27 protein-coding genes are annotated in these 26,657 nt (G+C 67.6%); 10 read left to right on the plus strand and 17 right to left on the minus strand.

Translation table 11 applies throughout. The annotated features are described in order from the left end of the window. The first annotated feature begins 11 nt into the window (after positions 1-11). Positions 12-914 carry a LysR family transcriptional regulator gene (locus AC1DCG_RS11320; RefSeq protein ID WP_477036706.1) on the plus strand — a complete coding sequence of 301 codons (903 nt, stop codon included), beginning with the start codon at positions 12-14 and terminating at the stop codon, positions 912-914. On the opposite strand, the gene AC1DCG_RS11325 is transcribed toward AC1DCG_RS11320, so the two are convergent. The 12 genes from AC1DCG_RS11325 to flbT form a co-directional block, all read right to left on the minus strand. Beyond that, the gene (locus AC1DCG_RS11325; RefSeq protein WP_477029213.1) at positions 911-3,163 is read right to left on the minus strand and encodes a TonB-dependent receptor family protein; all 2,253 of its coding nucleotides are present in this window, start codon (positions 3,161-3,163) and stop codon (positions 911-913) included. The genes AC1DCG_RS11320 and AC1DCG_RS11325 overlap by 4 nt on opposite strands. 485 nt (positions 3,164-3,648) lie before the next feature. Then, positions 3,649-4,188, minus strand: a complete 540-nt coding sequence (ssb, locus tag AC1DCG_RS11330) for a single-stranded DNA-binding protein (protein ID WP_477029143.1) — start codon at positions 4,186-4,188, stop codon at positions 3,649-3,651. Between the two features lie 158 nt (positions 4,189-4,346). Then, the gene (locus AC1DCG_RS11335) at positions 4,347-4,736 is read right to left on the minus strand and encodes a hypothetical protein (protein WP_477029144.1); all 390 of its coding nucleotides are present in this window, start codon (positions 4,734-4,736) and stop codon (positions 4,347-4,349) included. A gap of 17 nt (positions 4,737-4,753) precedes the next feature. Continuing rightward, positions 4,754-5,434, minus strand: a complete 681-nt coding sequence (locus tag AC1DCG_RS11340; protein WP_477036707.1) for a hypothetical protein — start codon at positions 5,432-5,434, stop codon at positions 4,754-4,756. A gap of 66 nt (positions 5,435-5,500) precedes the next feature. Further along, positions 5,501-8,338 carry a hypothetical protein gene (locus AC1DCG_RS11345; RefSeq protein ID WP_477036708.1) on the minus strand — a complete coding sequence of 946 codons (2,838 nt, stop codon included), beginning with the start codon at positions 8,336-8,338 and terminating at the stop codon, positions 5,501-5,503. 90 nt (positions 8,339-8,428) lie between these two features. Then, a complete protein-coding gene (gene pseH, locus AC1DCG_RS11350; RefSeq protein WP_477029147.1) occupies positions 8,429-8,983 on the minus strand; it encodes a UDP-4-amino-4,6-dideoxy-N-acetyl-beta-L-altrosamine N-acetyltransferase in 555 nt (184 codons plus the stop codon). Positions 8,984-9,093: 110 nt separating this feature from the next. Then, positions 9,094-9,930 (minus strand): flagellin, encoded by an 837-nt coding sequence (locus AC1DCG_RS11355; RefSeq protein ID WP_477041489.1) that lies wholly within the window; start codon positions 9,928-9,930, stop codon positions 9,094-9,096. Between the two features lie 183 nt (positions 9,931-10,113). Further along, positions 10,114-10,458 (minus strand): flagellar protein FlaG, encoded by a 345-nt coding sequence (locus AC1DCG_RS11360; protein WP_165256012.1) that lies wholly within the window; start codon positions 10,456-10,458, stop codon positions 10,114-10,116. Between the two features lie 105 nt (positions 10,459-10,563). Continuing rightward, complete coding sequence (locus AC1DCG_RS11365) at positions 10,564-11,385, minus strand: flagellin (protein WP_477029149.1); 822 nt, start codon at positions 11,383-11,385, stop codon at positions 10,564-10,566. Between the two features lie 351 nt (positions 11,386-11,736). After that, complete coding sequence (locus AC1DCG_RS11370) at positions 11,737-12,561, minus strand: flagellin (protein ID WP_109099650.1); 825 nt, start codon at positions 12,559-12,561, stop codon at positions 11,737-11,739. A gap of 232 nt (positions 12,562-12,793) precedes the next feature. Further along, positions 12,794-13,156 carry a flagellar biosynthesis regulator FlaF gene (gene flaF, locus AC1DCG_RS11375; RefSeq protein WP_165256014.1) on the minus strand — a complete coding sequence of 121 codons (363 nt, stop codon included), beginning with the start codon at positions 13,154-13,156 and terminating at the stop codon, positions 12,794-12,796. Continuing rightward, on the minus strand, positions 13,116-13,541 hold the full coding sequence (gene flbT / locus AC1DCG_RS11380; RefSeq protein WP_101715744.1) for a flagellar biosynthesis repressor FlbT: 426 nt from the start codon (positions 13,539-13,541) through the stop codon (positions 13,116-13,118). Before flbT ends, flaF begins: the two co-directional genes overlap by 41 nt. A 191-nt stretch (positions 13,542-13,732) precedes the next feature. Between flbT and AC1DCG_RS11385 the strand changes: the two genes are divergently transcribed. The 6 genes from AC1DCG_RS11385 (at position 13,733) to AC1DCG_RS11410 (ending at position 18,828) form a co-directional block, all read left to right on the plus strand. Then, positions 13,733-15,526 (plus strand): flagellar protein FlbA, encoded by a 1,794-nt coding sequence (locus AC1DCG_RS11385; protein WP_477029150.1) that lies wholly within the window; start codon positions 13,733-13,735, stop codon positions 15,524-15,526. 80 nt (positions 15,527-15,606) lie between these two features. Further along, on the plus strand, positions 15,607-15,993 hold the full coding sequence (locus AC1DCG_RS11390) for a primosomal protein (RefSeq protein ID WP_477029151.1): 387 nt from the start codon (positions 15,607-15,609) through the stop codon (positions 15,991-15,993). A 115-nt stretch (positions 15,994-16,108) separates the two neighbouring features. Then, positions 16,109-16,267 (plus strand): hypothetical protein, encoded by a 159-nt coding sequence (locus AC1DCG_RS11395; RefSeq protein ID WP_477029152.1) that lies wholly within the window; start codon positions 16,109-16,111, stop codon positions 16,265-16,267. A 90-nt stretch (positions 16,268-16,357) separates the two neighbouring features. Beyond that, complete coding sequence (locus tag AC1DCG_RS11400; protein ID WP_477029153.1) at positions 16,358-17,224, plus strand: AAA family ATPase; 867 nt, start codon at positions 16,358-16,360, stop codon at positions 17,222-17,224. Positions 17,225-17,308: 84 nt separating this feature from the next. Next, on the plus strand, positions 17,309-17,902 hold the full coding sequence (locus tag AC1DCG_RS11405) for a hypothetical protein (protein WP_477036709.1): 594 nt from the start codon (positions 17,309-17,311) through the stop codon (positions 17,900-17,902). Positions 17,903-17,994: 92 nt separating this feature from the next. Beyond that, positions 17,995-18,828, plus strand: coding sequence for a hypothetical protein (locus AC1DCG_RS11410; RefSeq protein WP_477029155.1), 834 nt, complete (start codon positions 17,995-17,997; stop codon positions 18,826-18,828). A 156-nt stretch (positions 18,829-18,984) separates the two neighbouring features. Here AC1DCG_RS11410 and AC1DCG_RS11415 read toward each other — a convergent pair whose 3' ends face one another. Next, complete coding sequence (locus AC1DCG_RS11415) at positions 18,985-19,356, minus strand: hypothetical protein (protein WP_477029156.1); 372 nt, start codon at positions 19,354-19,356, stop codon at positions 18,985-18,987. 30 nt (positions 19,357-19,386) lie between these two features. After that, positions 19,387-20,199: a universal stress protein gene (locus AC1DCG_RS11420; RefSeq protein WP_165256028.1), complete on the minus strand. Its 813-nt coding sequence runs from the start codon at positions 20,197-20,199 to the stop codon at positions 19,387-19,389. Positions 20,200-20,379: 180 nt separating this feature from the next. Here AC1DCG_RS11420 and AC1DCG_RS11425 point away from each other — a divergent pair, with 180 nt between their 5' ends. The 3 genes from AC1DCG_RS11425 to AC1DCG_RS11435 all read left to right on the plus strand — a co-directional run bounded on the left by AC1DCG_RS11425 (position 20,380) and on the right by AC1DCG_RS11435 (position 22,597). Further along, positions 20,380-21,021, plus strand: a complete 642-nt coding sequence (locus AC1DCG_RS11425) for a YfbR-like 5'-deoxynucleotidase (protein WP_165256030.1) — start codon at positions 20,380-20,382, stop codon at positions 21,019-21,021. After that, positions 21,018-22,016 carry an NUDIX hydrolase gene (locus tag AC1DCG_RS11430; RefSeq protein ID WP_477029157.1) on the plus strand — a complete coding sequence of 333 codons (999 nt, stop codon included), beginning with the start codon at positions 21,018-21,020 and terminating at the stop codon, positions 22,014-22,016. The genes AC1DCG_RS11425 and AC1DCG_RS11430 overlap by 4 nt, the downstream gene beginning before the upstream one ends. A 158-nt stretch (positions 22,017-22,174) precedes the next feature. Further along, positions 22,175-22,597, plus strand: a complete 423-nt coding sequence (locus AC1DCG_RS11435) for a hypothetical protein (RefSeq protein ID WP_477029158.1) — start codon at positions 22,175-22,177, stop codon at positions 22,595-22,597. Positions 22,598-22,744: 147 nt separating this feature from the next. Here the strand turns inward: AC1DCG_RS11435 and glyS are convergent, their stop codons facing one another. The 3 genes from glyS to AC1DCG_RS11450 all read right to left on the minus strand — a co-directional run. Further along, positions 22,745-24,742, minus strand: coding sequence for a glycine--tRNA ligase subunit beta (glyS, locus tag AC1DCG_RS11440; RefSeq protein WP_477029159.1), 1,998 nt, complete (start codon positions 24,740-24,742; stop codon positions 22,745-22,747). A 5-nt stretch (positions 24,743-24,747) separates the two neighbouring features. Continuing rightward, a complete protein-coding gene (locus tag AC1DCG_RS11445) occupies positions 24,748-25,644 on the minus strand; it encodes a glycine--tRNA ligase subunit alpha (RefSeq protein ID WP_165256038.1) in 897 nt (298 codons plus the stop codon). Between the two features lie 98 nt (positions 25,645-25,742). After that, positions 25,743-26,657, minus strand: a 915-nt coding sequence (locus tag AC1DCG_RS11450) for a fasciclin domain-containing protein (RefSeq protein WP_477041490.1), incomplete at its 5' end; no start/stop codon positions are given.

A 26,657-nucleotide genomic window follows, 5' to 3' on the forward strand; every position in this document is an offset into this window, starting at 1 on the left:
AAATCGATCTCATGAATTTACGTGGGATCGACCTCAACCTTCTCGTCGTGCTCGACGCCCTGCTGGACGAGGCGCACGTCACGCGGGCGGCCACGCGCCTGGCCCTGTCGCAGCCGGCGACCTCCAGCGCTCTCGACCGCTGCCGCCACCTGTTCGGCGACCCGCTGCTGGAGCGCTCCGGCGGGGCCATGAAGCTGACGCCGAAGGCCGAGGCCCTGCGAGGCCCGCTGCGGGCCCTGCTGGCCGACGTCGAAGCCGTGATCAGCCCGCCCGTACAGGATCTCGCCACCCTGCGCCGCGCCGTGCGCATCGTCATGGCCGACCATCCGGCCGCCATGCTGGCCCCCGCCCTGCTGGCGGACCTGGCCGTCAGCGCGCCGGGGATCGACCTCGTCATCCAGCCCTGGCACGGCGCGGCCGCGGCGCTCGACAGTCTGGCGCGCGGCGACAGCGACCTGGCCGTCTCGGTGTTTCCGGCAGTCGACAGCGCCTTCCGCCGCGAGCAGTTGCTGTTCGAGACCTATGTGGTGGCCATGCGCGCCGACCATCCCGCCGCCGAAGCCTTCGACCTCGACCGCTGGCTGGCCTGGCCGCACGTGCTGGTCTCGGGACGTGGCGAGACCCGCGGCGCACTCGACCAGGCCCTGGCCGCCCACGGCCGCGAGCGGCGCGTGGGCGTGGTGGTTCCAAGCTTCGGCATGGCGCCGCCGCTGCTGTTGGCCACCGATCTGGTGGCCATGCTGCCCCGCCGCTGCCTGCCGGCGCAGGGAAGCGAGGCATTCGCGGTGTTCGAGCCGCCGATCGCCGTCGAGGGCTTTCCGCTGCACATGGCCTGGCACGCCCGCCGCGACGACGACCTGGCCGTGCGCCACGTCGCCGCCCTGGTGCGGGCGCATCTGGTCGAGCCGGCCTAGAAGTCGGCCGACAGCGTCACCTGGAAGGTCCGGTGCGAGCCCGGCCGGAAGCTGGCGGCCGTGCTCACCGTGGTGCTGATCGTGCCCAGGTAGTCCTCGTCGAAGATGTTGTCGACGTTGATGCGGGCCTTGACCTGCTTCAGCGGGCCCACGCCGAAGCCGTCGCCCAGATCCACATAGGCGTTCCAGACCGTGTAGCCGTCGGTCTGCTCGGTGTTGGTGAAGTTGGTGTAGCGGTCGCTGAGGTGGCGGGCCGAGACGTTGACCAGCGCCCAGTCGGTCGGCTCCCAGGTCACCCCGCCCTGGAACAGCCAGGTCGGGAAGTCCGGCAGCGTGTTGCCGGCGATGACGTTGGTCCCGAAGTTGTTCTCGAACTCGGCCCGATTGTACGACAGGTTGGCGTTGAAATAGACCTTGCCGCCCAGCAGCTGCGGCTTCCACTGACCGCTGAACTCGGCCCCGTGGGCTTCAACGCCGCCGACGTTCTGGAAGAAGGTTTCGGTCGTCGTGCTGCCCGGCACCACCGAGGCGTAGGACTGCAGGCGGTTCTCGAAGGCGGTGTAGTAGGCCACGACCGAGGCGTTGAAGGTCGGCCGGTTGGCGCGATAGCCGATCTCGAGGTTCTGCGAGGTCTCGGCGTCGGGCCCGGGGACGGTCGGGCTGGCGGCCGAGAAGATGTCGTCGGCGCCGCGCGGTAGGGCCAGGTTCTCCGAGTACGACGCGAACACCTGGTCGCGGCTGTTGATCGAGTACACGAGGCCCACCTGCGGCAGGAAGCTGTCCTTCCAGTTGTCGGTGATCCGGGGCTGGCGCCGGGCGATGTAGTCGGCCGGATTGCGATAGCCGGCGATCTCGTAGTCGATGTCGGTGGCCTTGAAGCCCAGCTCGACCTTCAGCTTGTCGTCGAGCAGGCGGACCGTGTCCTTGAGGAAGAACTGGGTCGTCTCGCGGGTCGAGGTGTAGTTGCGCTGCAGGTGCACCGGCTCGTTCAGCAGCGGCGTGCCGTCGGGATCGCCGTTCTGGGTGTTATAGCGCGCCTGGGTGCGGTGGTAGTCGTCCTTCTCCAGCCAGACGCCGGCCTGGAGGGTGTGGATCCCCGCCCGCCAGGTTCCGCCGACGGTGATCCCCTTGCGCGTGCCGTCGACGCCCGAAAGGCCGTACTGCAGGCCCTTGGGCGCGGTCAGGCCGGGCACGAACGCGCTCTCGGCGTTGTAGCTGCCCAGCGAGACCGAATAGGCCTCGGGCGAGACGCCGTAGCCGCCCTTGTCTTCGTAGTAGGCAGTCGAGCGGATCTCGAAGGCTTCGCCGATCGGCTTGTTCAGCGACAGGCCGTAGAGATGGTCCTGCCGGGCGTTGACCGCGAACTTGTAGTACTGGTTGTAGGCCGCGTTTGAGTACGCCACGCCCGGGGCCGTCACCGGCAGGTTGGGCACATAGCCGAGATAGGCGAAGTCCCTACCCTTGCGCCCGAAGAGGTCGCCCGCCGTTCCGGCATACTGGGCCTTGGTGATCGACGGGGAGTCGTAGTCGAAATAGTCGTTGTGCACGGTCTGGAACGTCAGGTTCCCGCCGCTCTCGAAGGCGTAGTCGATCTTGCCCTCATAGTGCTCGCGCTTGATGAAGCCGGGACCGCGCCACAGGTCGCCCTTGATCCATGATCCGGCGACATAGCCCGACAGCCGGCCGATCTTGCCGCTCTCCAGGCGCAGGAAGCTGCGGCGCAGGTTGTCCTCGCCCAGGGTCTGACTGATCGAGCCGCCGGCCTGCGCGTCAGGCGCCTTGCTGAAATAGTCGACGACCGGCCCCAGCGAAGCGTAGCTGGGCAGCGACACATCGCCGGCCCCGGCCGAGGCCTGCACCCGCGCCAGGTTCTCGTTGTCGACATAGCGATAGATCGGGCTGCCGCCGAACTGGTCGCTGCGGCCCATCGGGATCCCGTCGAGCAGGAAGCCGATCTGCTGGAAGTTGAAGGCCCGCACCGACACCGAGTTGCCGAACTCGTACATGCCCAGCGCGTCGTTGGCCTGGACGTTGAAGCCCGGCAGGCTCTCCAGCATCTTCAGGCCGGTCACGCCGGCCGGCGCCGAAAGCAGCGCCTCGCGCGTGATCGAGACGGTGGCGGTGGCCTGGTCGGTGCCGATGGCCACGCTGGCCTCCGACACCCGCTTGCCGGTGACCACCACGGCGTCGACCTCGTCGGCCCGCCCCTTGGGATCTTCCTCGGCGAAGGCCGGCGCGCCGGCCCCCATGACGCTGGCCGCCAGCAAGGCGGCCTTCAGACGACGAAACGCACGCTGGTTCGACTTGGCTTGGATCACGGCTATCCCCTGCTTTCTGACCCCCACGGCGAGACTGGCTCCCGACCGCAGGTCAAAAAACAGAAATCGCCGTTACAGTAGCCCACTTTTCTTCGTGGTTCCGTCAGCGACAAACGAGATCATTTAATATGCACCAGCACCGTTACTCGACAGGACGGAGAAACACCGATCCCGCCCGCCCCGCATACTGACGGCGAGGCAGTTCGATACGGATCTGGATTTGACGCCAAACGGCGCCGGGCGACGCACTGCCTGACGACACCCCATGGCGCCGCGCCCTTCCCGTCAAACCCGCAGCCTTCCCGATCGCGCCTGCGACCTCCGGCGCCGCGCTCTCCGGCGCCGAACGCGCAAAGAAAAGGCGGCCGCCCCTTCCGGAACCGGCCGCCTCTTCGTTTTCATCCGATGACGGATGCTTAGAACGGGATTTCGTCGTCCAGGTCGGCCGAGAAGCTCTCGCGCGGGCCGCTGGGCTGGCTGCGCGGAGCGCCGCCGCCGAAGTTGCCGCCGCCCTGACCGCCGCCGTAGCCGCCGCCACCGCCCTGGCCGTAGCCGTCGTCATAGCCGCCGCCGCCCGACGAAGCGCCGGCGCCGGCGCCGTCGCCGCGGCCGCCCAGCATGGTCAGCTCGCCGCGGAACTTCTGCAGCACGATCTCGGTCGAGTACTTTTCCTGGCCCTGCTGATCGGTCCACTTGCGGGTCTGGATGGCGCCCTCGATGTAGACGGTCGAGCCCTTGCGCAGGTAGCTCTCGGCGACCTTGACCAGGTTGTCGTTGAAGATCACCACGCGGTGCCACTCGGTCTTTTCCTTGCGCTCGCCGCTGGAGCGGTCGCGCCAGGTCTCGGACGTGGCGATGCGCAGGTTGGCGACGCGGTCGCCCGAGTTGAGGGTGCGGATTTCGGGGTCGGCCCCGAGGTTGCCGACGAGGATGACCTTGTTGACGCTGCCAGCCATTGGCGATGCCCTGTTCTCTCGCCCGGCGACCCAACGCGCCGGAATCTCGAAGCCAGGACGTTAACGACTCGGCAAACAGARAAGCAAGATTTGTTCTACAAACGTTCCTGTGAACGGAGGGCGGTTATCCACCGCCCTCTCCTGCTCAATTCAAGCGATCAGCGCGCCGGCAGCGCACCCGGAACCGCCAGGCGGCCGTCGCCCGTGCGGACCAGCGACATGAACCGGGCGCCTTCATAGCTGTCGCCCAGATAGATGCCCTCCTTCTCAACGAAGATGAACTTGCCCTGGTAGGAGCCGGTCAGTCGCTCGCGGCGCAGGCCCATGCGCATGAAGCGGATGCGCATGCCTTCCAGCGTGGCCGCGCAGGTCTCCATGTTGGGCACGTTGCGCTCGACCGGGTTGAACTGCAGCGTGCCGTCGTTCTTCTCGATCACGTGGTTGCAGATGCCCTGGTCGAACGGAGCCTTGGTCTGCTTCACGCAGCCGGAAAGGGCGATGGCGCCGACGCCGAGCGCCAGGACGGCGGCGATGGAGGAAACACGCATCAGAGAACTCCTTCGGCTCAGCCGACGCTGGGAATGGCGCAGTTGGCGGACTGTTCGACCACCAGATGGAACGAGCGGTTGTCGGACGAAGCCTCGACGCGGCCCGGCAGCAGACGCAGCGTCTCGTCGCCCCAACGGCCGTAGGTGGCGCCGCCGGGACGCTCGCACTTGCCGGCGAAAAGCTGCTGGATGCAGGCGTTCTGGGTGATCTCGCCCGGCAGCTTGTTCCACTGGCCGCCGGAATAGCGCTGGCAGACGGCCAGGGGCGCGCTGCTGGCCGCGGTCGGCCCTGTGGGCGCGGGCGTCGGGGCGGTCGCGACCGGCGCGCTGACGGCCGGCGGCGGCAACGGGGTGAGGACCGTGCCGGCCTGGTCGGCCGCGGCCAGGGCCCCGGTCTCATCGACCCCGACGTCGAGGGCGCCGGTGGCCACGCCGTTCTTCTTGGCGCATTCGGCCAGGGTGGTCTCGCCGACGAACTGGCCGCCGACGAAGCAGCGCAGCGGACGGGCCGGATCGTTCAGCTTGGTGTCGTCCGGACGGCCGGTCTCGACGATCAAGCCGGCGCGCGAGGCCGGCGGCTCTTCGGCCGGCTTGCGGTCCTTGCCGCCCATCAGCGCGAAGGCCACGCCCAGGCCAGCGATCACAGCCAGGGCCGCTCCGCCGCCCAGCAGCACGCGTCGGTCTTTGAGAAGTTCCATGCCCCCTGGCTACGACGCGTCGATGACGGTTTCAAGCGTCGCCGCGCCGTGGAGCGCTTACAATTGTCAACCGCCGGTCAGACGATCGAGCGCGGCCTGGTAGTTGGCGATCTGGTTGGTCAGGTAGGCAGGCGCCGTGCCGGTGGTGGCGCTGTTGGTCGAGGACGTGTCGACCTTCACCCCGTTGGCGATGTCGGCCATCTCGCGATAGGCGTTGCGGATCGCCGCCGTGGCCGACTTCAGGAGGTCGGCGGTCGTGGCCCGCGACTCGGCGTCGGCCAGGCTCATGTCGAGATTGAGCTTGAGGCCGTAGACCGGCCCCTTGCCGTCGGCCGAGACGGTGCGGCCGCTCTCGGTCTTGGTGTTGCGCACCACGCCCGCGGCCAGGCCCAGCGCATCCAGGACGTCGCTGTCGCCCTTGCCCGGCAGGATCTCGACGGTCGAGGTCTTGAAGGCCGGCGTGATGCTGAGCTTGCGCATGTTGCCGTCGCTGCTGATCGACACCTTGGCCGCGCTGCCCGAGGCGCGGCGGATCTTGTCGGCCAGGGTCTCGAGCGTGTCGCTGGCGCTGATGGTGATCGTGGTCAGCGGACCGCGCTCGCGCGTGCGGATCTGGAAGGTGTCGCCCGGGCGGGCCGAAGTGGCCGAGACGATCTTGTCCGACTGGGTGAAGTTCATCGGCCCGCGCGGCAGGCCGAAGACATCCAGCGCGCTGGAGCCGGAGGCGTCGACGGCGATCGAGGTCGGGGTCGCGTAGCCGTCCTTGCCGGTCAGGCGCTGCTCCCAGGACGCCGCGCCGGTGTCCATGTCGATCTGGGCGACATAGCCGTCCTTGGTGCCGACGGTGGGCAGGCCCGCCAGGTCCTTGCCGGCCGCGCCGACCAGCCAGACCTGGCCGTTCGAGACGGCCATGCCGGTGACGGTGTCGTCGCCCGTGCCGCCGTAATAGGCCATGGTGTCGTCGGCGGTGTCGCTCAGGTCGAGCGAGATCCGGGCGACGAAGCCGTCCGAGCCGCCAGAAGCGGCCGAGGTGACGTTGCCCACCGACAGCTCGCCGTTGGTGGTGTAGCCGCCGATGTAGAGCTGGCCGTCGTCGATCGCGATGCCCGCGATGTCGCCGCCCTTCAGCGTGCCCAGGTCGCGCACCGCGCCCACGGTCATGGTGGCGGCCTTGGTGTAGGTGACGGCCTTGGTCTCGTAGATCCCGGCCGAATTCAGCGACGTGCGGTTCTCGGTGACCACGGTCGTGCCCACGTCGAAGCTGCGCAGCTTGGCCTGGCTGCCTTCCTTGCTGGCCACGATCACCTTGCCGCCGTCGACGACCATGCCCGACACGGTGTCGTTCTCGGCGCTGCCGAAATGGGTGGTGAACAGCGCCTTGGGCGTGCCGGCGATATCGGTCGCGAAACCGGTCAGGTAGTTGTCGTAGCCGCCCTGCGAGGCCGAACCGGTCGCGCCCGGCAGGTCCGACTTGGTGCGGCCGGCCACGTAGACGACGCCGTCCTCGCCGAAGGCCACGGCGGTGGCCTCGTCCTCCAGCAGGCCGCCGCGGCGGACGGTCCAGGCCTCGTCGCCATTGGCGTCGTACAGCGACACGAAGCTGTCGGTGACCGTGCCGTTGCTGTCGGAGTTGATCGGGCCGGTCGTAGCGCCGTTCAGCGTGCCGGCCACCGAACCGGCGATGGCGACCTTGCCGTCGTCGGAAACCGCGATCGAGTAGCCGGTGGCGGTGTCGGCCGCGCCCAGGCTGCGAGCGTACAGGAGCTTGCCGGCCGAGTCGTACTTCAGCAGGGCGACGTCCTGGTCGCCCTTGATGGTCTGGCTCTCGACGCTCTTTTCGACGTCGGCCAGCACGTAGATCGAGCCGTCGGGGCCAGTGACGGTCTTGTGGATCTTGGCGACCGTGCCTTCCAGCGTGTCGGAGAACACCTTGGCCCCGGCCACGCCGGCGCTGGAGCCCGTGCCGTACTTGGTCAGGGTGTTCTCGATGACCGCGTCGTCGGTCTTGGTGTCCTTGTCGGGGTCGGGATTGCCGGCCTCGGTGGTGATGTAGACCGCCGGCTTGGGGGCCGGGGCGGTGAAGCTCAGCTTCTCGATGGAATCGCCGCGGATGCGCAGGGCGAAGTCGTCGCCGGTGGCCGGCAGCTTCACGGTCTGGCCGTTGACGGTCGTCGTGCGCTCCACGCCGGGCGTGCGCTCGACTGCGAAGGTGGTGTTGTAGCCGGCGGCCTGGAGCTTGCTGTTGAAGAAGCTGACCACGTTGGACATCGTCCGCGGCGTCGAGCCCATCTCGGCCAGGTCCATCGTCAGGTTCTGGGTCTCGCCGAACTTGGTGACCGACATCGTGAACTTCTGGTCGCCCTTGAAGGCGGGGACCTCGTCGTCGAACTGGCCGCTGTAGAGCGTGTTGGTGACGTAGCCATAGACGTTCTTGGGCACGCCGACCTTGGACTTGTCCTGCGTCATGGCCGCGCCGGTGGTCAGGCGCATGCCCTCGGTGTTGGCGCTCTGGACGTAGTTGGTGAGCTCGGTCAGCCCCTTGGTCAGCGCCGTCTGCAGGCGCTTGATCTCGCTGTCGGAAACGTTCTTCTCGCTGGCGCGGTTGGCGATCGCCGTCAGGGTGTTCAGCGCCTGATAGGCCGAGAACAGCTTCTTGTAGTCGCCCTTGATGCCCGGCGCGGCGGCCTCGGCGGCGCCTTCGTCGACGAACTTGCGGCCGTTCAGCGCCGCCTTGACCAGATCGCTGGGCTCGGTGGTCACCGTGGTCCACGGCGCGGCCGGGATGCCCTGCTTGGCGGTGGAGGTGGAGCTGGTCGTGCCCGACGACAGCGCGGACGCGGCCGTGCCCACACCAAGCTTGGCCTGGTAGTAGCTCAGCAGCGAACTGGTGTCGAAAGTGATCACGACGGCTTCCACAAAGGGCGCACTACGCCACGCGTGGCAATGATCGGATACGAACGCTGACGTTTCGTTAAGACGTGTGAATAGTCTCGATCACGCCGCGATCAGGTGCGCGTCGCTCAACGAGCGGCGAGCCTCTTCGCGCAGTTCGGCCCATTCCTCGGCCAGGATGCCCAGCAGCACGACGTCGCGCGGCTCGCCGTTCTTGAGCACGTGGCCGCGCAGATAGCCCTCGCGACGGAAGCCCGAGGCCGACTGGGCCTTAAGCGCCGCGTCGTTGTCGGCCATGACCTCGGCGAACACCTTGTGCAGGCCAAGCTCGCCGAAGGCGCGGTCTAGACCCAGAACCTGGGCCGCCCGCCCTACCCCGCGCCGACGCGCGTCGGCGGCGCCGACGAACCAGTTCCAGCCCGCGCGGCGGTGGTGCGACTGAAGGCCCGTCAGGGTCAGCAGGCCGGCCGGAGCGCCGGCGCGCACGATCATCCAGCCGCGCATGTCGGGATCGTTGCGCAGGCTTTCGAACCACGCGGCGTGCGCCTCGTGGCTGGGGAACGCCGCGTCGGACATCCAGCGGTCGACCTCGGGCTCGGCGCGCCACTGGAACAGCACCGCCTCGTCCTCGTCCTTCAAGTCCCGCAGTTCGATCATGCCAAGCGAATCCCCTTGCGCTGCAGGAAGCACAGTAACCACGCAAGAAACGCCGGCCTAGCGAAAGACCGGCGTTTCGTATGACAATTACGTACCGGCAGGCGCTTGCGTCAGCCGTTGCCGAACAGCGACAGGATGATCTGCGGGGCGCCGTTGGCGATCGACAGCGCCTGGGCGCCCAGCTGCTGCTTCACCTGCAGGGCCTGCAGGCGCGCGCTTTCCTTGGCCATGTCGGCGTCGACCAGGTTGCCGACACCGGTCTCCAGCACGTCCGACAGCTTCGAGACGAAGGTGTTGTGGGCGTCGATCTGCTTGGCTTGCGAACCGATCGAGCCGACCGCCTGGTTGACCGTGGCGATCGTGGTGTCGAGGCGCGCCAGCACCGCTGTGGCCTGGGTCAGGGTGGCGATGCTGTCGCCGGCCAGCAGGCTGTTCTTGGGGCTGCCCAGCGACAGGGTCTRCAGGTTCAGCGAGATCACCGTCTGGGCGTCKGCGTCAGCCAGGAAGGTGATGGCGTTGGTCTGGCTGCCGTCGAGGATGTTGGCGCCGTCGAAGGTGGCGCTGTCGACGACCTGGGTCAGGTTGCTGAGCAGGCCCTGGAAGTCGGCGTTCAGGGCGGTGCGGGCCTGGGTGGACAGAGAGCTGTCCTTGGCGGCGACCACCTTCTCGCGCATCAGGTTGAGCAGGTCGGAGACCGACTCGCCGGCCGTCAGGGCGACGTCGGCGATCGAGGTGGCGCGGTCCAGGCTCATCTTGACCGAGGCCAGGGCGGAGCGGTCGGCCTGCTGGTCCTGGGCGATCGACCAGACGGCGGCGTTGTCCTTGGCGCTGGAGATCGCAAGACCGGTGTTGATGCGGGTCTGGACGCCCTGCATCTCGTCGTTGGTCTTGTTCAGGTTCTGCAGGGCGATCAGCGCAGGCTGATTGGTGTTCACGCTCAGCGTCATCACGATCTCCGAACGGCGTTCTCGCCGATTTACGAGGAGCTCGGTGCGCGATTCGACGCCCGAGCGGATCGGCCGTGAACTTGCCGCCCGGGGAGTAAGAATATGGTTAACGCGCGTAAACCATGATGCGCCTGCGACGTCGCGCCGCAAGCGTGCATCCAGATCGTGGCGCGCGAGGGCCTGTTAGGTCAGGCCGTCGTAGATAGCGCCGGGGCCGTAGGAGGCCGACTCCTTGAACCGCAGCACGTCCTCGCGCGGATACTGCTTCAGGGTCTCACCCGTCCGCCGATCCACCGTCTTGTAGACGTAGACGCCGCTGTCGGTGTCCTGCTCGATCACGAGACGCAGGTCGCCAGGCTGGGGGCCGTCATCGACGACCTTCTGCTCGGCGGGCTTACGGGCCTCGGCCTTGCCGGTTCCGGAAACGACTTCGCCGTCCGAGGCCTTGCCTGGGACGGTCATGGGAATGATCTGGTTTTGCGCGGGCGGCTCTTGAACCTGAGCCGGCAGCGCGGCCTTGTTTTCCATCTCTCCTGTCACCGCCGTTCAGCGGCGCCCTCTTTGCTCCCCTCCCCGGCCTAAGGCCGCGAGAAAGGCGGGGGCGACCCGAAAGGATCGCCCCCTGCTCGTCCCTTATCGGAACAGGCTCAGAACCGTGCCGGTCGACTGGTTGGCGATCGACAGCGCCTGGATGCCCAGCTGCTGCTTGGTTTGCAGGGCTTGGAGCTTGGCGCTTTCCTTGGCCAGGTCGGCGTCGACCAGGTTGCCCACGCCGGCGTCGAGGCTGTCTTGCAGCTTGCCGACGAAGTTCAGGTGGGTGTCCAGGCCGGTCGAGCTGGTGCCCAGCGAAGCCAGCTTGTTGGTCGTCGTCTGCAGGGCCGTGTCGATGGTGGAAATCATCGTCTTGGCCGCAGCGGCGGTCGTGAAGGTGGTCGTGGTGCTCAGGCCGATGCCGGTCAGCGACAGGGTCTTGGCGTTCACGGTGATGGCCGTGCCGTCCGAGTTGGCCAGGAAGCTGAGCTTCGTGGTCTTGCCGTCGATGATGCTGGCGCCGTTGAACTTGGCGTTGGTCACAGCCTTGGTGATCTGGTCGCGCAGCGAGGTGAAGTCCGCTTGCAGCGCCTTGAACGAAGCCGTGTTCAGCGAGGTGTCGGAAGCGGCCAGGGCCTTTTCCTTCATCTTGCCGAGCAGGTCGGTCACCGTGTCGCCGGCCGCCAGCGCGACGTCGATCGTGGACTGACCGCGTTGCAGCGAGTCCTTCACGGCGTTGAGCGAGGAAGCGGTGGCCGACTGGTTCTTGGCGGTGGCCCAGATCGCGCCGTTGTCCTTGGACGAGCCGATCTTCTTGCCGGTGTTGATGCGTTGTTGCGTAACGCTGAGCTCGCTGTTGGTCGAGTTCAGGTTTTGCAGGGCGATCATCGCGCCCGAGTTCGTGTTGATGCTGTTCAGCGCCATAACGAATATGTTCCTATTTCAGGTTGTCCGACGTCATTTTGACTGCCGGGAGCGTTTTGCTCGCTGAACTAGGAAGCAACTACCGGGCCAATCCTGCCCACTCGCCGAAAAATTCTAAACCATTGAAATTACGGCGTTATAGGTTCGTTTAGAACGTTCGATCTCGGCAATTTCTGCCGGGCAAGGCGCACTATCGGCAAATATTGCCGGGCAGGTTTCGGCAGATGCGACCGAATTGCCCACCCGCAAACCGACCAGCGGTCACCGAAAATCAGCCCTCGGAACAAAAGAAAACGCCGGGCGATCTTTCGATCGCCCGGCGCTTGGTCGCCAGGTTCGGCGCTTCTTCGATCAGCCGCGGAAGAGCGACATGATCGATTGGGGCGCCTGGTTGGCGATGGACAGTGCCTGCACGCCCAGTTGCTGCTTGGTTTGCAGCGACTGCAGCTTGGCGCTTTCCTTGGCCATGTCCGCATCGACCAGGTTGCCGACACCGGCGTCGAGGCTGTCCTGCAGCTTGCCCATGAAGGTCAAGTGCATGTCCAGGCCCACCGAGTTGGTGCCGAGCGAGGCCAGCTTGTTGGTCGCGGTCTGCAGAGCCGTATCGATCGTGGCGATCATCGTCTTCGCAGAAGCGGCCGTCGTGAAGGTCGTCGTCGTCGTCAGACCGATGCCCGTGAGGGACAGGGTCCGCGAGGTGACGGTGAACGCCGCGCCGGTTTCGTTCGCCAGGAACGCGAGCTTGGTGGTCGAACCGTCCACCACGCTGGCGCCGTTGAACTTGGCGTTGGTCACGGCCTTGGTGATCTGGTCGCGCAGCGACGTGAAGTCGGCCTGCAGCGCCTTGAAGGAAGCGGTGTTGAGCGAGGTGTCGGAAGCGGCCAGGGCCTTTTCCTTCATCTTGCCGAGCAGGTCGGTGACCGTGTCGCCGGCCGCCAACGCAACGTCGATGGTCGACTGACCGCGCTGGAGCGAGTCCTTCACGGCATTCAACGAGCTCGAGGTCGCGCTCTGCATCTCCGCCATCGACCAGATCGCGCCGTTATCCTTGGCGTTCGAGATCTTCTTGCCGGTGTTGATGCGTTGCTGGGTGGTGGTCAGCTCCGAGTTGGTGGCGTTCAGGTTTTGCAGCGCGATCATCGCGCCGGCATTGGTGTTGATGGAGTTGGCGATCATAGGAACCTACCGTTTTGGTGGAGAGCCCCGGCGTTTTGCCGGTCGGGCGTTTTGCCCGCGGGAACCATCGCAAGCGGCGGGCCAGTTCAGGCCAAATCGCAATCCACTGAAATAAAACGGAAATTTCGAAACGCAGGCCGGAAACGAAACCGCCCGGCGAATGCAACATTCGCCGGGCGGCAGGTTTTTCCGAAGAGGGGCGGCAATCGGCGCCGAGCTGGACCTTAGGGGATCAGGCCGCTTCGGCGCGGGCGGCCAGGCCCTGCATGATCATGCGGTTGATCTCGATCAGCGGCTCGAAGTCCTCTTCCTTGCGCATGACCAGGCTCGAGTGACGACCGACCCAGATGCTCAGCGAGATGATGCTCGCGCGCAGTTCCTTGGTCATGGTGTTCTCGGGCAGGGCGCAATCGGTCGCCAGCGCCGACCAGACGCGACGATTCCAGTCCAGCGCATGGATGCGCGTCTGGATGTCGTTCACGTCGGCCTGCGAAGCTTCCATGAGGGCGCGAGTCACCTGTCCGAACAGGCGATACTCGACCTCGCGCGGATTCTCAGTCCTGGTCGCCGCCTGCTGGTAGGCCCGAAGAGACATTCCCCAACCTCTCGTCTTCGTAATCGATCAACTTACGGCTCAGCATGAGCGCCTTGTAGTACTCGCGGGCCATGACGTGCTTGGAGATCGCGATGCAATCGGCCAGAACGCCAGGGTTACGCACCACGCCCATGAACTCGGTCAGGCGCGTGGCGAACTCGTCATAGTATTTCTCCGCGCCGCTCTCTTCCAGGTACATCATCATGACCGGGAAGTAGATGTGACGCGACGGCGTGGTCACCTGGTCGGGCTGCATGATGTCCTTTTCACGCAGCACCGAGGCCTTGTTCTGCAGGACCAGCACCCCGCGACGATCGCCGTTCTGGACGACCGCCCCGTTGAGCACGAATTTCTCGCCGGGCTTCAGCGACAGCTTCAAAGGCACTTCTAGCCGTTCCTTTCCATCGCTGCGCCCGTCCGCCTCGATGGCGGTTCGCCGGTATGGCGTTCGACCGGAACCTAGAGGGCAGCGGGTTAACGCCCTATTGCCGGCCACGCGACCGTAAGTCGCAGCTTAGGACACAATTAAGCATACTCGCCCAGAGGATGAAGCCACCCAATCGCCAAGGTGTACGCATGTCCCGCAATCTCGGCTCCGGAATCTCGGCCGCCGCCCTCGCAACCGCCCAGGAGGCGGCCGGTCAAGGGGTCCTTCCGGGCCTGCGCGCGTCGCAACTGGGCGATTCCGCCTCGGCCGATTCGATCGCCCGCCTCAATCGCGAGGCCACCACGGTCCAGGATCCGGCCACCATCAAGCTGTTGAACAAGGCGATCATCGCCGTGCAGCGCGGCGAGTACGCCTTGGCCGAGAAGACCGCTCTGAAGGCGCTCAAGAAGAACGAGCGCGCCGGTCCGGCCTGGCACGTGCTGGCCGTGGCCCGCGAGAAGCTGGGCGACTTCGCCTCGTCGATGCACTGCTACGACGCGGCGTTGAAGCTGCTGCCCGACGAGGCCGCCGTGGCCGGCGACCTGGGCCGCCTGGCCTTCCGCATGGAAATGCCGGACATCGCCGCCAAGCTGTTCATGCACTTCCTGAACGCCAACCCCGCCAGCCTGGAAGCGACCAACAACCTGGCCTGCGCCCTGCGCGACCTGAACCAGGAATCGGCGGCGATCGACATTCTCAAGCCCGCCATCCAGGCCAATCCCACCCAGCCGGTGCTGTGGAACACCCTTGGCACGGTGATGTGCAGCCTCGGCGAGGGCCGCACCGCCGTCACCTTCTTCGACGAGGCGCTGCGTCTGGCCCCTCTGTTCGGCAAGGGCCTGCACAACCGCGCCTTCGCCCGCCTGGACCTGGGCGACGTCGAAGGCGCGCTGGCCGACTGCGACGCCGGCATCCTGGTCGCCGATTCTTCCGAAGACCTGGCGGCCATGAGCTTCGCGCGCTCGACCATCCTGCTGGCGCTCGGTCGCGTGACCGAGGGCTGGGCCGCCTACAGCGCGCGCCTGTCGACCGAACTGGGCGGGGTCCCCAACTACCAGTTCCCGGTCAAGACCTGGAAGCCGGGCGAGGATCTGGCCGGCAAGCGCCTGCTGGTCGTGGCCGAACAGGGCCTGGGCGACGAGGTGATGTTCGCCAACACCCTGCCCGACGTGGTCGAGGCCCTGGGCCCTGACGGCGAGCTGTCGATCCTGGTCGAACGCCGCCTGGTGCCGCTGTTCGAGCGCAGCTACCCGCAGGCCAACGTCGCCGTGCACCGCACCGTCTCCTATCAGGGCCACATTTATCGCGACGCCCCGTTCATCGAGGACTGGTCCAAGATCGACAACTGGGTCCCGATGGGCTCGCTGCTGGAGACCCTGCGCCCGTCGGTCGAGGCCTTCCCCAAGCGCGAGCGCTTCCTCACCCCCGATCCCGAGCGCGTCGCCCACTGGAAGAAGGTGCTGGAGGACGCCCCGCCCGGACCCAAGGTCGGCCTGCTCTGGAAGAGCCTGAAGCTGAACGCCGAGCGCGCCCGCCTGTTCTCGCCTTTTGAGCTGTGGGAGCCGGTGCTGAAGACTCCGGGCGTCTCGTTCATCAACCTGCAGTACGGCGACTGCGACGAGGAGATCGCCTACGCCCGCGACCAGCTGGGCGTCGAGATCTGGACCCCGCCGGGCATCGACCTGAAGCAGGATCTCGACGACGTTGCCGCCCTCTCCTGCGCGCTGGACCTGGTCATCGGCTTCTCCAACGCCACCATCAACCTGGCCGGCGCCTGCGGCGCGCCGATCTGGATGCTGACCGGCGCGGCCTCATGGACGCGCCTGGGTTCTGACCATTCGCCCTGGTATCCGCAGTGCCGCTGCTTCATCGCCCCGGACTACGACGACTGGCGTCCGATCATGGCCGATGTCGCCGGCGCCCTGGCCGACTTCGCGAAGTAATCGGACAGGAACATCGGGCGCGGGGGCGGGTTTGATTCCCTGAACGGGCGGCGATCGTCGCCCCATCAGGGAGACCCGCCATGCCGCCGGAAGCCGACTACGACCCGCAGGATGTCGCGGAGACCTTCGACGAGACCAACCTGACCGAGGACGGCCAGGACATCGCCAACTTCGACGATATCGACGACGTCTACGACGCCACCCAGGCCGAGGACGACGCCGCCGAGGACGAAGACGACGACTACGACATCATCGACGATTCCGAGCTCGACGATGTCGACGACGAGCTGGAGGGCGGCCGCGACGACGAAGGCCTGGACGTCGAACGCGAGCCCCTGGACCCGGTCGGCGGCGGCCTGTCCGACGAAGACCTAGTCTCGACCGACGACGAGGAGCCGTCCGACTACGAGTCGACCCGGCTGGCCGCCGACGACATCGAGGCGCTCGGCTACGAACGCCGCCGCTAGGCCCGATCCGTCAAAGCCGCGCCACATCCGTTCTAGCCGCCCCTCGCCTGCGTCCATAGTTGCGCAGTACGCCCCCTCGCGTCAGGCTGCCAGGCGGCCGACAAGGAGATCACGCATGTCCGATCCGAAGCCCGAAAAGCCCCCCGAAACCGACGCCGACCAGCCGGAGTATCTGGAAGACCAGCTGGAAGAAGGCCTGGAAGAAAGCTTCCCGGCCAGCGATCCGCCGTCGGTGGCCCGCCGTCATCGCCAGCCCCCGCAGAACCCGTCTTGATCGCGCGGCGCGGCTCTGTAGGTTAGCCCTGAAGATTTGAACACTTGTTCGAGGCGCGCTCCATCCGGGGCCGCCGTCCAGGGACACCGCATGAGCTCGCGCTTCGAAGGCACCGCCGACTACGTCGCCACCGAGGACCTGAAGGTCGCCGTCAACGCGGCCGTGGCCCTGGAACGTCCCCTGCTGATCAAGGGCGAGCCGGGCACCGGCAAGACGGTGCTGGCCTACGAGGTCGCCAAGGCGATGAACGCGCCTCTGCTGACCTGGCATATCAAGTCGACGACCAAGGCCCAGCAGGGCCTCTACGAGTACGACGCCGTCACCCGCCTGCGCGACAGCCAGCTGGGCGACGAGCGCGTCAAGGACGTGAAGAACTACATCAAGAAGGGCAAGCTCTGGGAGGCGTTCGAGTCGCCCGTCCGGCCCGTGCTGCTGATCGACGAGATCGACAAGGCCGACATCGAGTTCCCCAACGACCTCCTGCAGGAGCTCGATCGGATGGAATTCTTCGTCTACGAGACCGGCGAGACCATCAAGGCCAAGGTGCGGCCGGTGATGATCATCACCTCCAACAACGAGAAGGAACTGCCGGACGCCTTCCTGCGCCGCTGCTTCTTCCACTACATCCGCTTCCCCGAAGAGCAGACGATGCAGGCCATCGTCGACGTGCACTTCCCGGGCATCAAGCAGAAGCTGGTCTCCGAGGCGCTGCGCATCTTCTACGACATGCGCAAGGTTCCCGGCCTGAAGAAGAAGCCGTCGACCTCGGAGCTGCTGGACTGGCTCAAGCTGCTGCTGGTCGAGGACATCGACGAGACCGTGCTGCGCGAGAAGGATCCGACCAAGCTGATCCCGCCGCTGCACGGCGCCCTGCTGAAGAACGAGCAGGACGTCCACCTGTTCGAGCGCCTGGCCTTCCTGGCCCGCCGCGAAGGCGGCGCCCGCCCGGGCCAGTAGGCCCGGCGTCCGGCTCGTCGAGAGATTGAGCCTGGACGCGCGCTCTCCCGTCGGCCAAAGCTTGGCTGTTGTCGGGAGGCGTGCATGAAGTCCCTGGTCTGGACCGTTCTTGGTCTCAGCGTGCTGGCGTCGCCGGCCCTGGCGAGGGAGGCGTGCGAGGCGCGCCCCGCGGCCGCGCGCGTCGCCCTGCCCTCGACCAGCATGTCGCGCGACATGATCACCCTGACCTCGGCAGGGCCGACGCTCTCCGAAAAGGGCCTTCAGTACAAGGCGCTGCTGAAGGCTCAGGCCAAGTGCGATCTGGAGGGCCTGGACACCGGCGGCGTGTCCTACGCCGTCTTCGAAACCGGTGAAGAATCGCCCGTGGTGGTCGTGCGCAGCGCCGCCCCCGACACGCCGATCTTCTTCGTCGCGTCCTTCATGGACCTGACCGCCCTGGTGATGCCCGCTCTCGACGGCAAGAGCGACGCGATCCTGCCCGCCACGCACCTGCTGGGCGTGGCCACCAACACCGGCGGGACGGTCCTGCGCCTCTATGCCGGCCAGCCGGACGCGGCGATGGTGCGCGAAGACGCGCAGGCGGCCCTTCAGGGACGCCTGCCTCCGCTGGCCAGCCGCAGCGGGCGCGGCAAGAACCTCAGCATCAACATCCAGCCCGACGCCTACAAGGATCAGTGATCTTCGCCACGCCGGGCGCTGTTACCGCGATTTCATTGGACGCCGATCGCCGACCCGCACACCTTCGCGCCGAACGTGAAGGATACTCCTCGATGCGCCTGATCCTTGTCCTGGCCGCCGGCGCCGCCGCCCTCGCCGCCTGCTCGCCGCCGGCCGCGGTGAAGACCGAGCGGCACGAGCGCGTGACCTACAAGCGCCAGCCGCTGCGCGCCATCGAATGCCTGGACTGCCCCGAGCACCAGGGCAAACTGACCCGCGTCAGCATCGCGCCCGACGGCAAGTCGTGCGGCTATGCGGGCGACCAGGCCGAGGTCACGCTGCGCCTGGTGGCGCTCACGGGCGACGACGCCGAGGCCGCCCTCGCCCCGATCGAGACCGACCTGAAGGCGCTGATGCCGCACCTGAAGGCGCCGAGCGCTCCCGGCGCGCCGAAGGGCAAGGAGACGGCCCACATCAAGCTGCCCGGCGTCAGCATCGACGCCCGCGACCAGGGCGCCGACATCCGCATCGGCGACATGACCATCAACGCCGACGACGGCGAGGCCCAGGTGCGCATCACCAAGAACGTCACCAGCAAGGACGGCGAGCGCACCACCTCGATCGAAGAGCGCAAGGATGGGGGCCGCGAGAGCCGCACGGTGCGGGTCAGCAGTTCCGACGACAAGGACGGCGAAGTCGACATCCGGGCCGACGATCACGGTGCGGTCGTGCGCCATCGCCAGAAGGAAGGCGACGGCGTGCGCGCCACGCTGGTGCTGGCCAGCGACAGGGCCCCGACCGGCTATCACCTGGCCGGCTACGAGGCGCGCGGCCCCAAGGGCGGCCCCCTGGCCGTGGCCATCGTCAAGGCCAAGGACCGCAATTCCGAGGACGGCGACCTGTTCAAGGACATGAAGGCCCTGATCCGCCGCAACGTGGGTGGGTGAGACACCAAAGAACCTCCCCCTGCGGGGGAGGCGGCCGAAGGCCGGTGGGGGGAAGTTTTCAGCTTTTCAGGCGTTAGCCGATCTCGCGATCACGCCCCCCACCGATCGCTTCGCGATCACCTCCCCCACAGGGGGAGGTTCTCAGTCGGCTCCCCCTCAGATCGGCGTGACTTCCATCACCTTGTAGGTCAGCGGGCGACCGTCCTCGTCGGTGACGGTGACGTATTCGCCGATGGCGAAGCGGTGCTGGCCCAGGCGGTGGACCGGCTCGTCGTCGATCTGGTCTTCTTCGTCATAGTCGAAGAACCAGCGCTCGCCGCGGCGGGCCAGGCGGCCGTCGGCTGGATCCTCGTCGGGGGCGAAACGGCGCACCGCGCAGTCCTTCTTCGCCTTGGCGTACTCGGCCTCGTCCAGATGACCGTCGTCCGTCAGCGGCGCGGTCAGGGCGTAGCCGCGATGATCGTCGCCGCCGGCGAATTCGGTGCCCGGATTGCGGGCCAGACGCATGACGATGCGCGATAGGGACATGGACTGCCTCCTTCTTCTTGGTTGAACGGTTCAGTGCGACAGGAAGAGCGACGGGCCGTCGGCGTTCAGCAGGCTGCGCGTCGTGCCGCCGAAGATGAACTCCTGCAGGCGCGGGTGGCCGAAGGCCCCGGCGACCAGGAAATCAGCGCCTTCGGCCTTCGCCGCCTCCAGCAGCAGCTTGGCCGCGTCGTGCGAGCCTTCCAGCACCCGCACCTGGGCGGAGACGCCCCGGGCGGCCAGGAAATCGACCATCCGCGCCAGTTCGAAGCTGCGCGACGAGGCCGCCGGCGCGCCGGCCACCACCACCCGCGAAGCCTTCTGCAGCAGAGGCAAGGCCGTGCGCAGGGCCCGGCTGGCCTCCTTGCCGCCGTCCCAGGCGACCAGCGCCGTCCCGCCGACCTTCAGACCCTCCCGAGCCACGACCACGGGCCGCTGCTCGTCGGCGATCATCTGCTGGAAGGCCTCGGCCAACGGGCCCTTGCCGCGCGCGGCGGCGCTGTCGAACACGATGACGTCCGACAGGCGGCACTCCATGGCCAGCCCCGCCCACACCGGCGATTCCAGCGTCGTGACGCGCGATTTCGGATAGCCCACGGCCGCGACCATCGCCTCGACGGCGTGCGCGCCCTCGACGGCGGCTTCCTTCAGGCTCTCCAGCGCCGTGACCTGCACGCCGCCCATGAAGCCCTCGCCCATCCACGGCATCAGGTCGGCCACGTCGGCCGGGGCGTGGACGGCGGCCAGTTCGGCGTCGAAGGCGCCCGCCAGTTCGGCCGCCGCGCGCAGCACGCCCTCGTCAGGCCTGGCTCCCGCCAGCGGCGCCATGATCCTTGCCCAGCTCATGATCGGTCCTCCATTTCCTTGACGCGTGACGGTCGTCGAAACCGGTATCCACTTTCGACTGTCACGCTCCTCGGTACGCATTTCCAACAAACGCATTTCCACAGGCGTCGGGCCGGGCCATCATTGATCTTCATCAAGCGATGCGGCACTCAAACCACCTTCACCGTAAGGAACGATCTCGTGGCCAAAGGGCTGCATAAGGGCCCTCCGAGGGCATGGCAGCGGATGTTGTCGGGACGCAGGCTGGACCTGCTGGACCCCTCGCCCATGGACATCGAGATCGAGGACATCGCCCACGGCCTGGCCCGCGTGGCCCGCTGGAACGGCCAGACGATCGGCGAGCACGGCTTCTCGGTGGCCCAGCACAGCTTGGTGGTCGAGGAGATCGCCGCCCACATCAAGCCCGACCTCGAGCCCCGCTGGCGGCTGGCGGCGCTGCTGCACGACGCCTCCGAATACGTGATCGGCGACATGATCAGCCCGTTCAAGGCGGCGCTGGGCGTGTCGTACAAGGACTTCGAGGCCCGGCTGGAAGACGCCATCCACATCCGCTTCGGCCTGCCGGTGAAGACCCCGGCCCCGGTCAAGAAGCTGATCAAGCAGGCCGACCGCGCCTGCGCCTTCTTCGAGGCCACCCAGCTGGCGGGCTTCGAGCACGGCGAATCCCTGTCGATCTTCGGCGCCCCGCCGGCCGGCTACGACCTGAAGATCACGCCCCTGCCCCCGTTCGAGGCTCAAGCCCGCTACGTCCAGCGCTTCCACGTGCTGTCAAAGGCGGCCGGCTACGAGTCGGCCCCGGGCGAAGCGTTCGAGACCGAATGACGGCTCCGTCGGCAGCCTCTTCCGGGATCGTCATCGGCCTGTCGGCCGTGGTCGTCGCCGTGCGCGACGGCGAGGTGGTGGTGCTGACCGTGCGTCCGCACGACGCCGTCACCGACATCGCCTCGCCCCTGCCCGGCCTGCCGTTCGGTCCGTTCGACCCCGAGGGCCACCGCACGTTCGAGCTGGCCCTGCGCGCCTTCGTGACCGAGCAGACGCGGTTCCAGCTGGGCTATGTCGAACAGCTCTACACCTTCGGCGACAAGGGCCGCGACGCCCCACGAGCCGAGGTCGGCGCCGGCGCGGCGCGCGTGGTCTCGATCGGCTATCTGGGCCTGACGCCCAAGGCCACCGACACGCAAGCGCCCGACACCGCCTGGGCGCCGTGGACCCGGTTCTTTCCCTGGGAGGACTGGCGCGCCGGCCGCCCGACGCTGCTGGACGAGGCCATCGCGCCGGCCCTGCGCCGCTGGGCCGGCGACGACGCCGACCGCCTGTCGCGCGCGCGCCTGGCCTTCGCCCTCGACGGCGCGCCCTGGAACGAGGAACGGGTGCTGGAGCGCTACGAGCTGCTCTACGAGGCGGGCCTCGCGCCCGAAGCCGCCCGCGACCGGGCCCGCGCCGACGGCCATGACCCGGCCGAGCCCGTCGCCCTGTCGGCAGCCCTCGGCGAGCCGATGATCTCCGACCACCGGCGGATCCTGGCCACGGGCCTTTCGCGCCTGCGCGGCAAGATCAAGTACCGCCCAGTCGCCTTCGAGCTGATGCCCGCCGAGTTCACCCTTTCGGCCCTGCAGCGCACGGTCGAGGCCATCGCCGGCGTGCCGCTGCACAAGCAGAACTTCCGCCGCGTGGTCGAGCGCGAGGACCTGGTCGAGGGCCTGGGCCGCCTCGACAGCGAAACCGGCGGCCGCCCGGCCGAACTGTTCCGCTTCCGCCGCGAGATCCTGGGCGCCAGGCAGGCCGGCGGGCTGTCGCTGCCGCTGCTGCGGGACTGAAGCCCTCCCCACTTCCCGTCATTCCCGCCCCTGTGGCGGGAAACCCTGGTTCCGCTCGCACATGAAGTGCAAGCGGATCGCCGGCGATCCGCCCCATCCGCACCTGCGGCTGACAGAGTGGTTCCCGCCACACGGGCGGGAATGACGGGAACAGATGAGTGACGGTTGACCCCGCCCGCAACCTGCGGCCGACTGGCGCCATGAAACTCGACAAGCCCGTCGTCATCGGCACGACCGCCGCAGTCCTCCTGCTCGGCGTGGGCGGCGGCCTCATGGCCTACGTGCTGCGCGACACCCAGGCCGAAGCGACCCAGGACAGCGCCGACGACCAGCTGGCGATCGCCGGCGCCAAGATCGCCGTGCAGAACCGCTTTCCCGAGGCGACCACGGTCAACTTCGGCAAGGTCTTCACCCACCAGGACGGCGAGGTCGTCTCGGTCTGCGGCGATGTCGACGTGCAGCAGCCGCAGGACAGCTTCGACGGCCCCGAACGCTTCGTCTGGTCGGACGGCGCGCTGGTGGTCGAGGAGGCCGACGGCACGGATGCGGTCAACGCCAAGTGGGCGGATGTTTGTGAGTAGAGAGAACCTCCCCCTGTGGGGGAGGCGGCCGAAGGCCGGTGGGGGGACGTTTTCAGCCTCCGCGGCGCATGGCCGGTTCAGCAACCACTCCCCCCACCGATCGCTTCGCGATCACCTTCCCCACAGGGGAAGGTTCCTCAGCGCCGATCAGCCCGCCACCAGCCCGAAGTCCGCCACCTGGCCCATCGCCGCGCGAACGGCGGCCAGGGTCTTGAGGCGGTTGTCGCGGTGCTCAGGGTCGTTGACGAAGACGCCGTCGAGATAGGCGTCCACCGGGCCGCGCAACTCGGCCAACTGAGCCATGGCGCCGGTGAAGTCTTCCTTGGCCAAAGCATCCTTCAACGGACGGTCCAGCAGGCGCAGGGCCTGATAGAGCCCAACCTCGGCGGCGCTGTCGGCGGCCGGCTCTTCGGCCTGGCCTTCCGGCAGCGGGCCCTTCTTCTCCTCGGCCTTGAGGATGTTGGAGGCGCGCTTGTAGCCGGCCAGCAGGTTCTTGCCGTCGTCGGTCTTCAGGAAGCCGTCCAGGGCCTCGACCCGCGCGACGATGCGCGCGAGGTCGTCGTCGCCCAGGGCGAACACGGCGTCGACCAGGTCGTGGCGCTTGCCTTGATCCTTCAGCGTCACCTTCAGGCGATCGGCGAAGAAGGCCAGCAGGTCGTCCTTGCCGAACTTGGCCAGCGGCAGGCGCAGGCCGTTGTCGAGGATGATCCGGATCACGCCCAGCGCCGCGCGACGCAGCGCATAGGGATCCTTCGAACCCGTCGGTTTCTCGTCGATGGCGAAGAAGCCGACCAGGGTGTCGAGCTTGTCGGCCAGGGCCACGGCCACGCTGACCGGCGCGGTCGGAACCGCGTCGGACGGGCCTTGCGGCTTGTAGTGATCCTGGATGGCGGCGGCGATCTCGCCGTCGATGCCGGCCTCGCGGGCATAGTAGCCGCCCATCAGGCCCTGCAGTTCGGGGAACTCGCCAACCATGCCGGAGGCGAGGTCCGCCTTGGCCAAGCGCGCGGCTTCCTTGGCCTTTTCGACATCAGCGCCGACCAGCGGCGCGATCTCGCCGGCCAGGGCGACGATGCGCTCGACGCGCTGGGCCATCGTGCCGAGCTTGGCGTGGAAGGTCACGCCGTCCAGCTTGCCCAGCCAGGCGTCGAAGTTGCCGGCCTTGCGGTCTTCGTCCCAGAAGAAGCGGGCGTCAGCCAGACGCGCCGACAGCACCTTGGCGTTGCCGGCGGCGATCACCTTGCCGCCGTCCTTGGCCTCGATATTGGCCACGGTGATGAAGTGCGGCGCCAGGCCGGCTTCACCCGGCTTGCGCACGGCGAAGTACTTCTGGTGGGTGCGCATCGAGGTGCGGATCACCTCGGGCGGCAAATCAAGGAACGACGGGTCCATGTCGCCCAGCACCGGCGTCGGCCATTCGGCCAGGCCCGCGACTTCCTCGAGCAGGCCGATGTCCTCGACCAGCTCCAGGTGACGGGCGAAGCACAGGGTCTTGCAGCCTTCGAGGATGCGCTCCTTGCGCTCCTCGACGTCGAGCACGACGTAGTGCGCCTCAAGGCCGGCGACATATTCGTCGAAGTCCTTGGCGACGAACGGCTTGGCCGCGCCCATGAAGCGGTGGCCCTCGGTGACGTCGCCGCTGGCGATGCCGTCGATCGAGAACGGCACCACTTCGCGGTCGAGCACGCAGAGGATGCGCTTGAGCGGCCGCACCCAGCGCAGCTTGCCCGTGCCCCAGGTCATCGATTTCGGCCAGGGGAAGCCGCGAACGATGGCTTCCACCATCTCGGCGACGATTTCGGCGGTCGGGCGGCCCTTCTTTTCGACGAAGGCCATCCACACGCCGTTCTGCTCGACCAGCTGGTCCTGCGTCAGGCCGGCCTTGCGCAGGAAGCCGTCCATGGCCTGCTGCGGAGCGCCGACGCGGGGACCCTTGAGCTCTTCCTTGCGGTCGGCCTGGGCCAGCGGCAGGCCTTCGGCCACCAGGGTCAGGCGACGCGGGCCGGCGAAGGTCTTCAGCGCCTCGGGCAGGAAGCCGGCGGCGGCCAGGTGGTCGCGCGCCATGCGTTCCAGGTCCTTGGCGGCCTGGCCCTGCATGCGGGCGGGAATCTCTTCGGAGAACAGTTCGAGAAGCAGTTGGGGCATCGGAGTTACGCGGCTTCCTGCAGCTCGACCCACTTCTGGGCGCACATCTTACAGAGGTCGCGGATGCGGCCGATGTAGGAGGCGCGCTCGGCGACGGCGATCGCGCCGCGGGCGTTCATCAGGTTGAAGAGGTGGCTGGCCTTGAGGACCATGTCATAGGCGGGCAGGACGAGGGTCTCGTTCTTGTAGGAGCGGGCCAGCATCAGCGGCACCTGCTCTTCCATCTGCTCGAACTGCTGCTTGAGCACGGCCACGTCATAGCCGTGGAAGTTGGCTTCCGACTGCTGGCGCTCGTTGGCCAGGAAGACGTCGCCATAGGTCAGCGCGCCCAGCGGCGAGTCGGGATCGTTGAACGGCAGGTCGTAGACGTTGTCGACGCCGAACACGTACATGGCCAGGCGTTCCAGGCCGTAGGTCAGCTCGCCCGCGACCGGGTTCACGTCGAGGCCGCCGACCTGCTGGAAGTAGGTGTACTGCGACACTTCCATGCCGTCGCACCAGACTTCCCAACCCAGGCCCCAGGCGCCGACGGTGGGGTTTTCCCAGTCGTCCTCGACGAAGCGGATGTCGTGGGTGCGCAGATCCAGGCCGATGGCCTCCAGCGAGCCCAGGTACAGGTCCTGCATGTCGGCCGGGTTCGGCTTCAGGATCACCTGGTACTGGTAATAGTGCTGCAGGCGGTTGGGGTTCTCGCCATAGCGACCGTCGCCCGGACGGCGCGAGGGCTGGACGTAGGCCGCGTTCCACGGCTTGGGGCCAAGCGCGCGCAGCACTGTGGCCGGGTGCAGCGTCCCCGCCCCCACTTCGACGTCGTGCGGCTGCAGGATCACGCAGCCCTTTTCGCTCCAGTAGTTGTGGAGCGTCAGGATGAGGCTTTGAAACGATTTGGGGGCGGCGGGCATGACGTCCGAACAGGGGCCTGAAAAAGTCGGCGGACCATAGGGCCCGCCGACTGTCGCTTCAAGCGAAGTGGACGTCGTTTGTCACTTCATCCTGGTTGTTAGTTGCCCTTGGCGCTCGAACGCTTGCCTGCGTTCGACATCGGCGCGCCGTAGGCCTTGCGGTTCTCGGGCGTGTCGGCGACCGGCGGGTTGGAGACGACGTTGGCGTCCCCGGCCTTAAGCGTAGCCTGCTGGTCCGGGCCCATCGACGAGGCCGGCAGCGTGGCCGAGGTCGGCGCGGCCGTGCCGGTGTCGGCCGCCGGAGCGGTCGTGGCGGCGGCCGGATCGGTCGGCGCGGTCGAGGTCATCGGGTTCATGGCCTGGTCGGCGGGAGCATCGGTCGCCGACGGCGTGGTCGCCTGGTCGGGAGCCGGCGCAGCGGCTGGAGCGGCCTGGGCGGCGACGTCGGCGCCCGCGTCGGTGGCGGCCATCGCATCGCCATTGGCCGTGGCCGAGGCCATGCTGGTGGCGGCGTCGTCGGTGGCGGCCGCGGCGGCCTGGATCGGAACGTCCTTGGGGATCAGGACCTTGTCGACCACGTGCAGAATGCCGTTGGTGGCCATCACATCGGCCTGGACGATGTTGGCGCCGTCGACCATGGGGCTCGCGCCGCTGCCGTCGAGCGTCACCGACGAGCCCTCGACGGTCTTAACCTCGCCCTTGGCGCCAGTGATCTTGGTCGAGTCCACCTTGGTGTTGATCACGTGATAGGTCAGCACCTTCTGCAGCTGGGCCGCATTGGCCGGCTGCATCAGGCGATCCAGCTCGCCGGCCGGCAGGGCCGCGAAGGCCGCGTCGGTGGGCGCAAAGACCGTCAGGTTCGGATTGCTCTTCAGCACGCTGGTCAGGTTGGTGGCGTCCAGGGCCTTGAGGAAGGTCGTGAACTGGCCCGAGGCCTGGGCCGTGGCGATGAGGTCGCCGTTCGGGGTGACCTTGGCGGCCGGGGTCGCCGGCGCCGAGGTCGCGGCGGGCGG

This window comes from Caulobacter sp. 10L414 (assembly GCF_056395525.1).

What these genes read in the sequence shown, in the direction of transcription:
- AC1DCG_RS11320 (WP_477036706.1), top strand. Translation starts at nt 12, where the DNA reads ATGAATTTACGTGGGATCGACCTCAACCTTCTCGTCGTGCTCGACGCC.
- AC1DCG_RS11325 (WP_477029213.1), bottom strand. Translation starts at nt 3,163, where the DNA reads ATGGGGGCCGGCGCGCCGGCCTTCGCCGAGGAAGATCCCAAGGGGCGG.
- ssb (WP_477029143.1), bottom strand. Translation starts at nt 4,188, where the DNA reads ATGGCTGGCAGCGTCAACAAGGTCATCCTCGTCGGCAACCTCGGGGCC.
- AC1DCG_RS11335 (WP_477029144.1), bottom strand. Translation starts at nt 4,736, where the DNA reads ATGCGTGTTTCCTCCATCGCCGCCGTCCTGGCGCTCGGCGTCGGCGCC.
- AC1DCG_RS11340 (WP_477036707.1), bottom strand. Translation starts at nt 5,434, where the DNA reads ATGGAACTTCTCAAAGACCGACGCGTGCTGCTGGGCGGCGGAGCGGCC.
- pseH (WP_477029147.1), bottom strand. Translation starts at nt 8,983, where the DNA reads ATGATCGAACTGCGGGACTTGAAGGACGAGGACGAGGCGGTGCTGTTC.
- AC1DCG_RS11360 (WP_165256012.1), bottom strand. Translation starts at nt 10,458, where the DNA reads ATGGAAAACAAGGCCGCGCTGCCGGCTCAGGTTCAAGAGCCGCCCGCG.
- AC1DCG_RS11365 (WP_477029149.1), bottom strand. Translation starts at nt 11,385, where the DNA reads ATGGCGCTGAACAGCATCAACACGAACTCGGGCGCGATGATCGCCCTG.
- AC1DCG_RS11370 (WP_109099650.1), bottom strand. Translation starts at nt 12,561, where the DNA reads ATGATCGCCAACTCCATCAACACCAATGCCGGCGCGATGATCGCGCTG.
- flaF (WP_165256014.1), bottom strand. Translation starts at nt 13,156, where the DNA reads ATGTCTCTTCGGGCCTACCAGCAGGCGGCGACCAGGACTGAGAATCCG.
- AC1DCG_RS11385 (WP_477029150.1), top strand. Translation starts at nt 13,733, where the DNA reads ATGTCCCGCAATCTCGGCTCCGGAATCTCGGCCGCCGCCCTCGCAACC.
- AC1DCG_RS11390 (WP_477029151.1), top strand. Translation starts at nt 15,607, where the DNA reads ATGCCGCCGGAAGCCGACTACGACCCGCAGGATGTCGCGGAGACCTTC.
- AC1DCG_RS11395 (WP_477029152.1), top strand. Translation starts at nt 16,109, where the DNA reads ATGTCCGATCCGAAGCCCGAAAAGCCCCCCGAAACCGACGCCGACCAG.
- AC1DCG_RS11400 (WP_477029153.1), top strand. Translation starts at nt 16,358, where the DNA reads ATGAGCTCGCGCTTCGAAGGCACCGCCGACTACGTCGCCACCGAGGAC.
- AC1DCG_RS11405 (WP_477036709.1), top strand. Translation starts at nt 17,309, where the DNA reads ATGAAGTCCCTGGTCTGGACCGTTCTTGGTCTCAGCGTGCTGGCGTCG.
- AC1DCG_RS11410 (WP_477029155.1), top strand. Translation starts at nt 17,995, where the DNA reads ATGCGCCTGATCCTTGTCCTGGCCGCCGGCGCCGCCGCCCTCGCCGCC.
- AC1DCG_RS11415 (WP_477029156.1), bottom strand. Translation starts at nt 19,356, where the DNA reads ATGTCCCTATCGCGCATCGTCATGCGTCTGGCCCGCAATCCGGGCACC.
- AC1DCG_RS11420 (WP_165256028.1), bottom strand. Translation starts at nt 20,199, where the DNA reads ATGAGCTGGGCAAGGATCATGGCGCCGCTGGCGGGAGCCAGGCCTGAC.
- AC1DCG_RS11430 (WP_477029157.1), top strand. Translation starts at nt 21,018, where the DNA reads ATGACGGCTCCGTCGGCAGCCTCTTCCGGGATCGTCATCGGCCTGTCG.
- glyS (WP_477029159.1), bottom strand. Translation starts at nt 24,742, where the DNA reads ATGCCCCAACTGCTTCTCGAACTGTTCTCCGAAGAGATTCCCGCCCGC.
- AC1DCG_RS11445 (WP_165256038.1), bottom strand. Translation starts at nt 25,644, where the DNA reads ATGCCCGCCGCCCCCAAATCGTTTCAAAGCCTCATCCTGACGCTCCAC.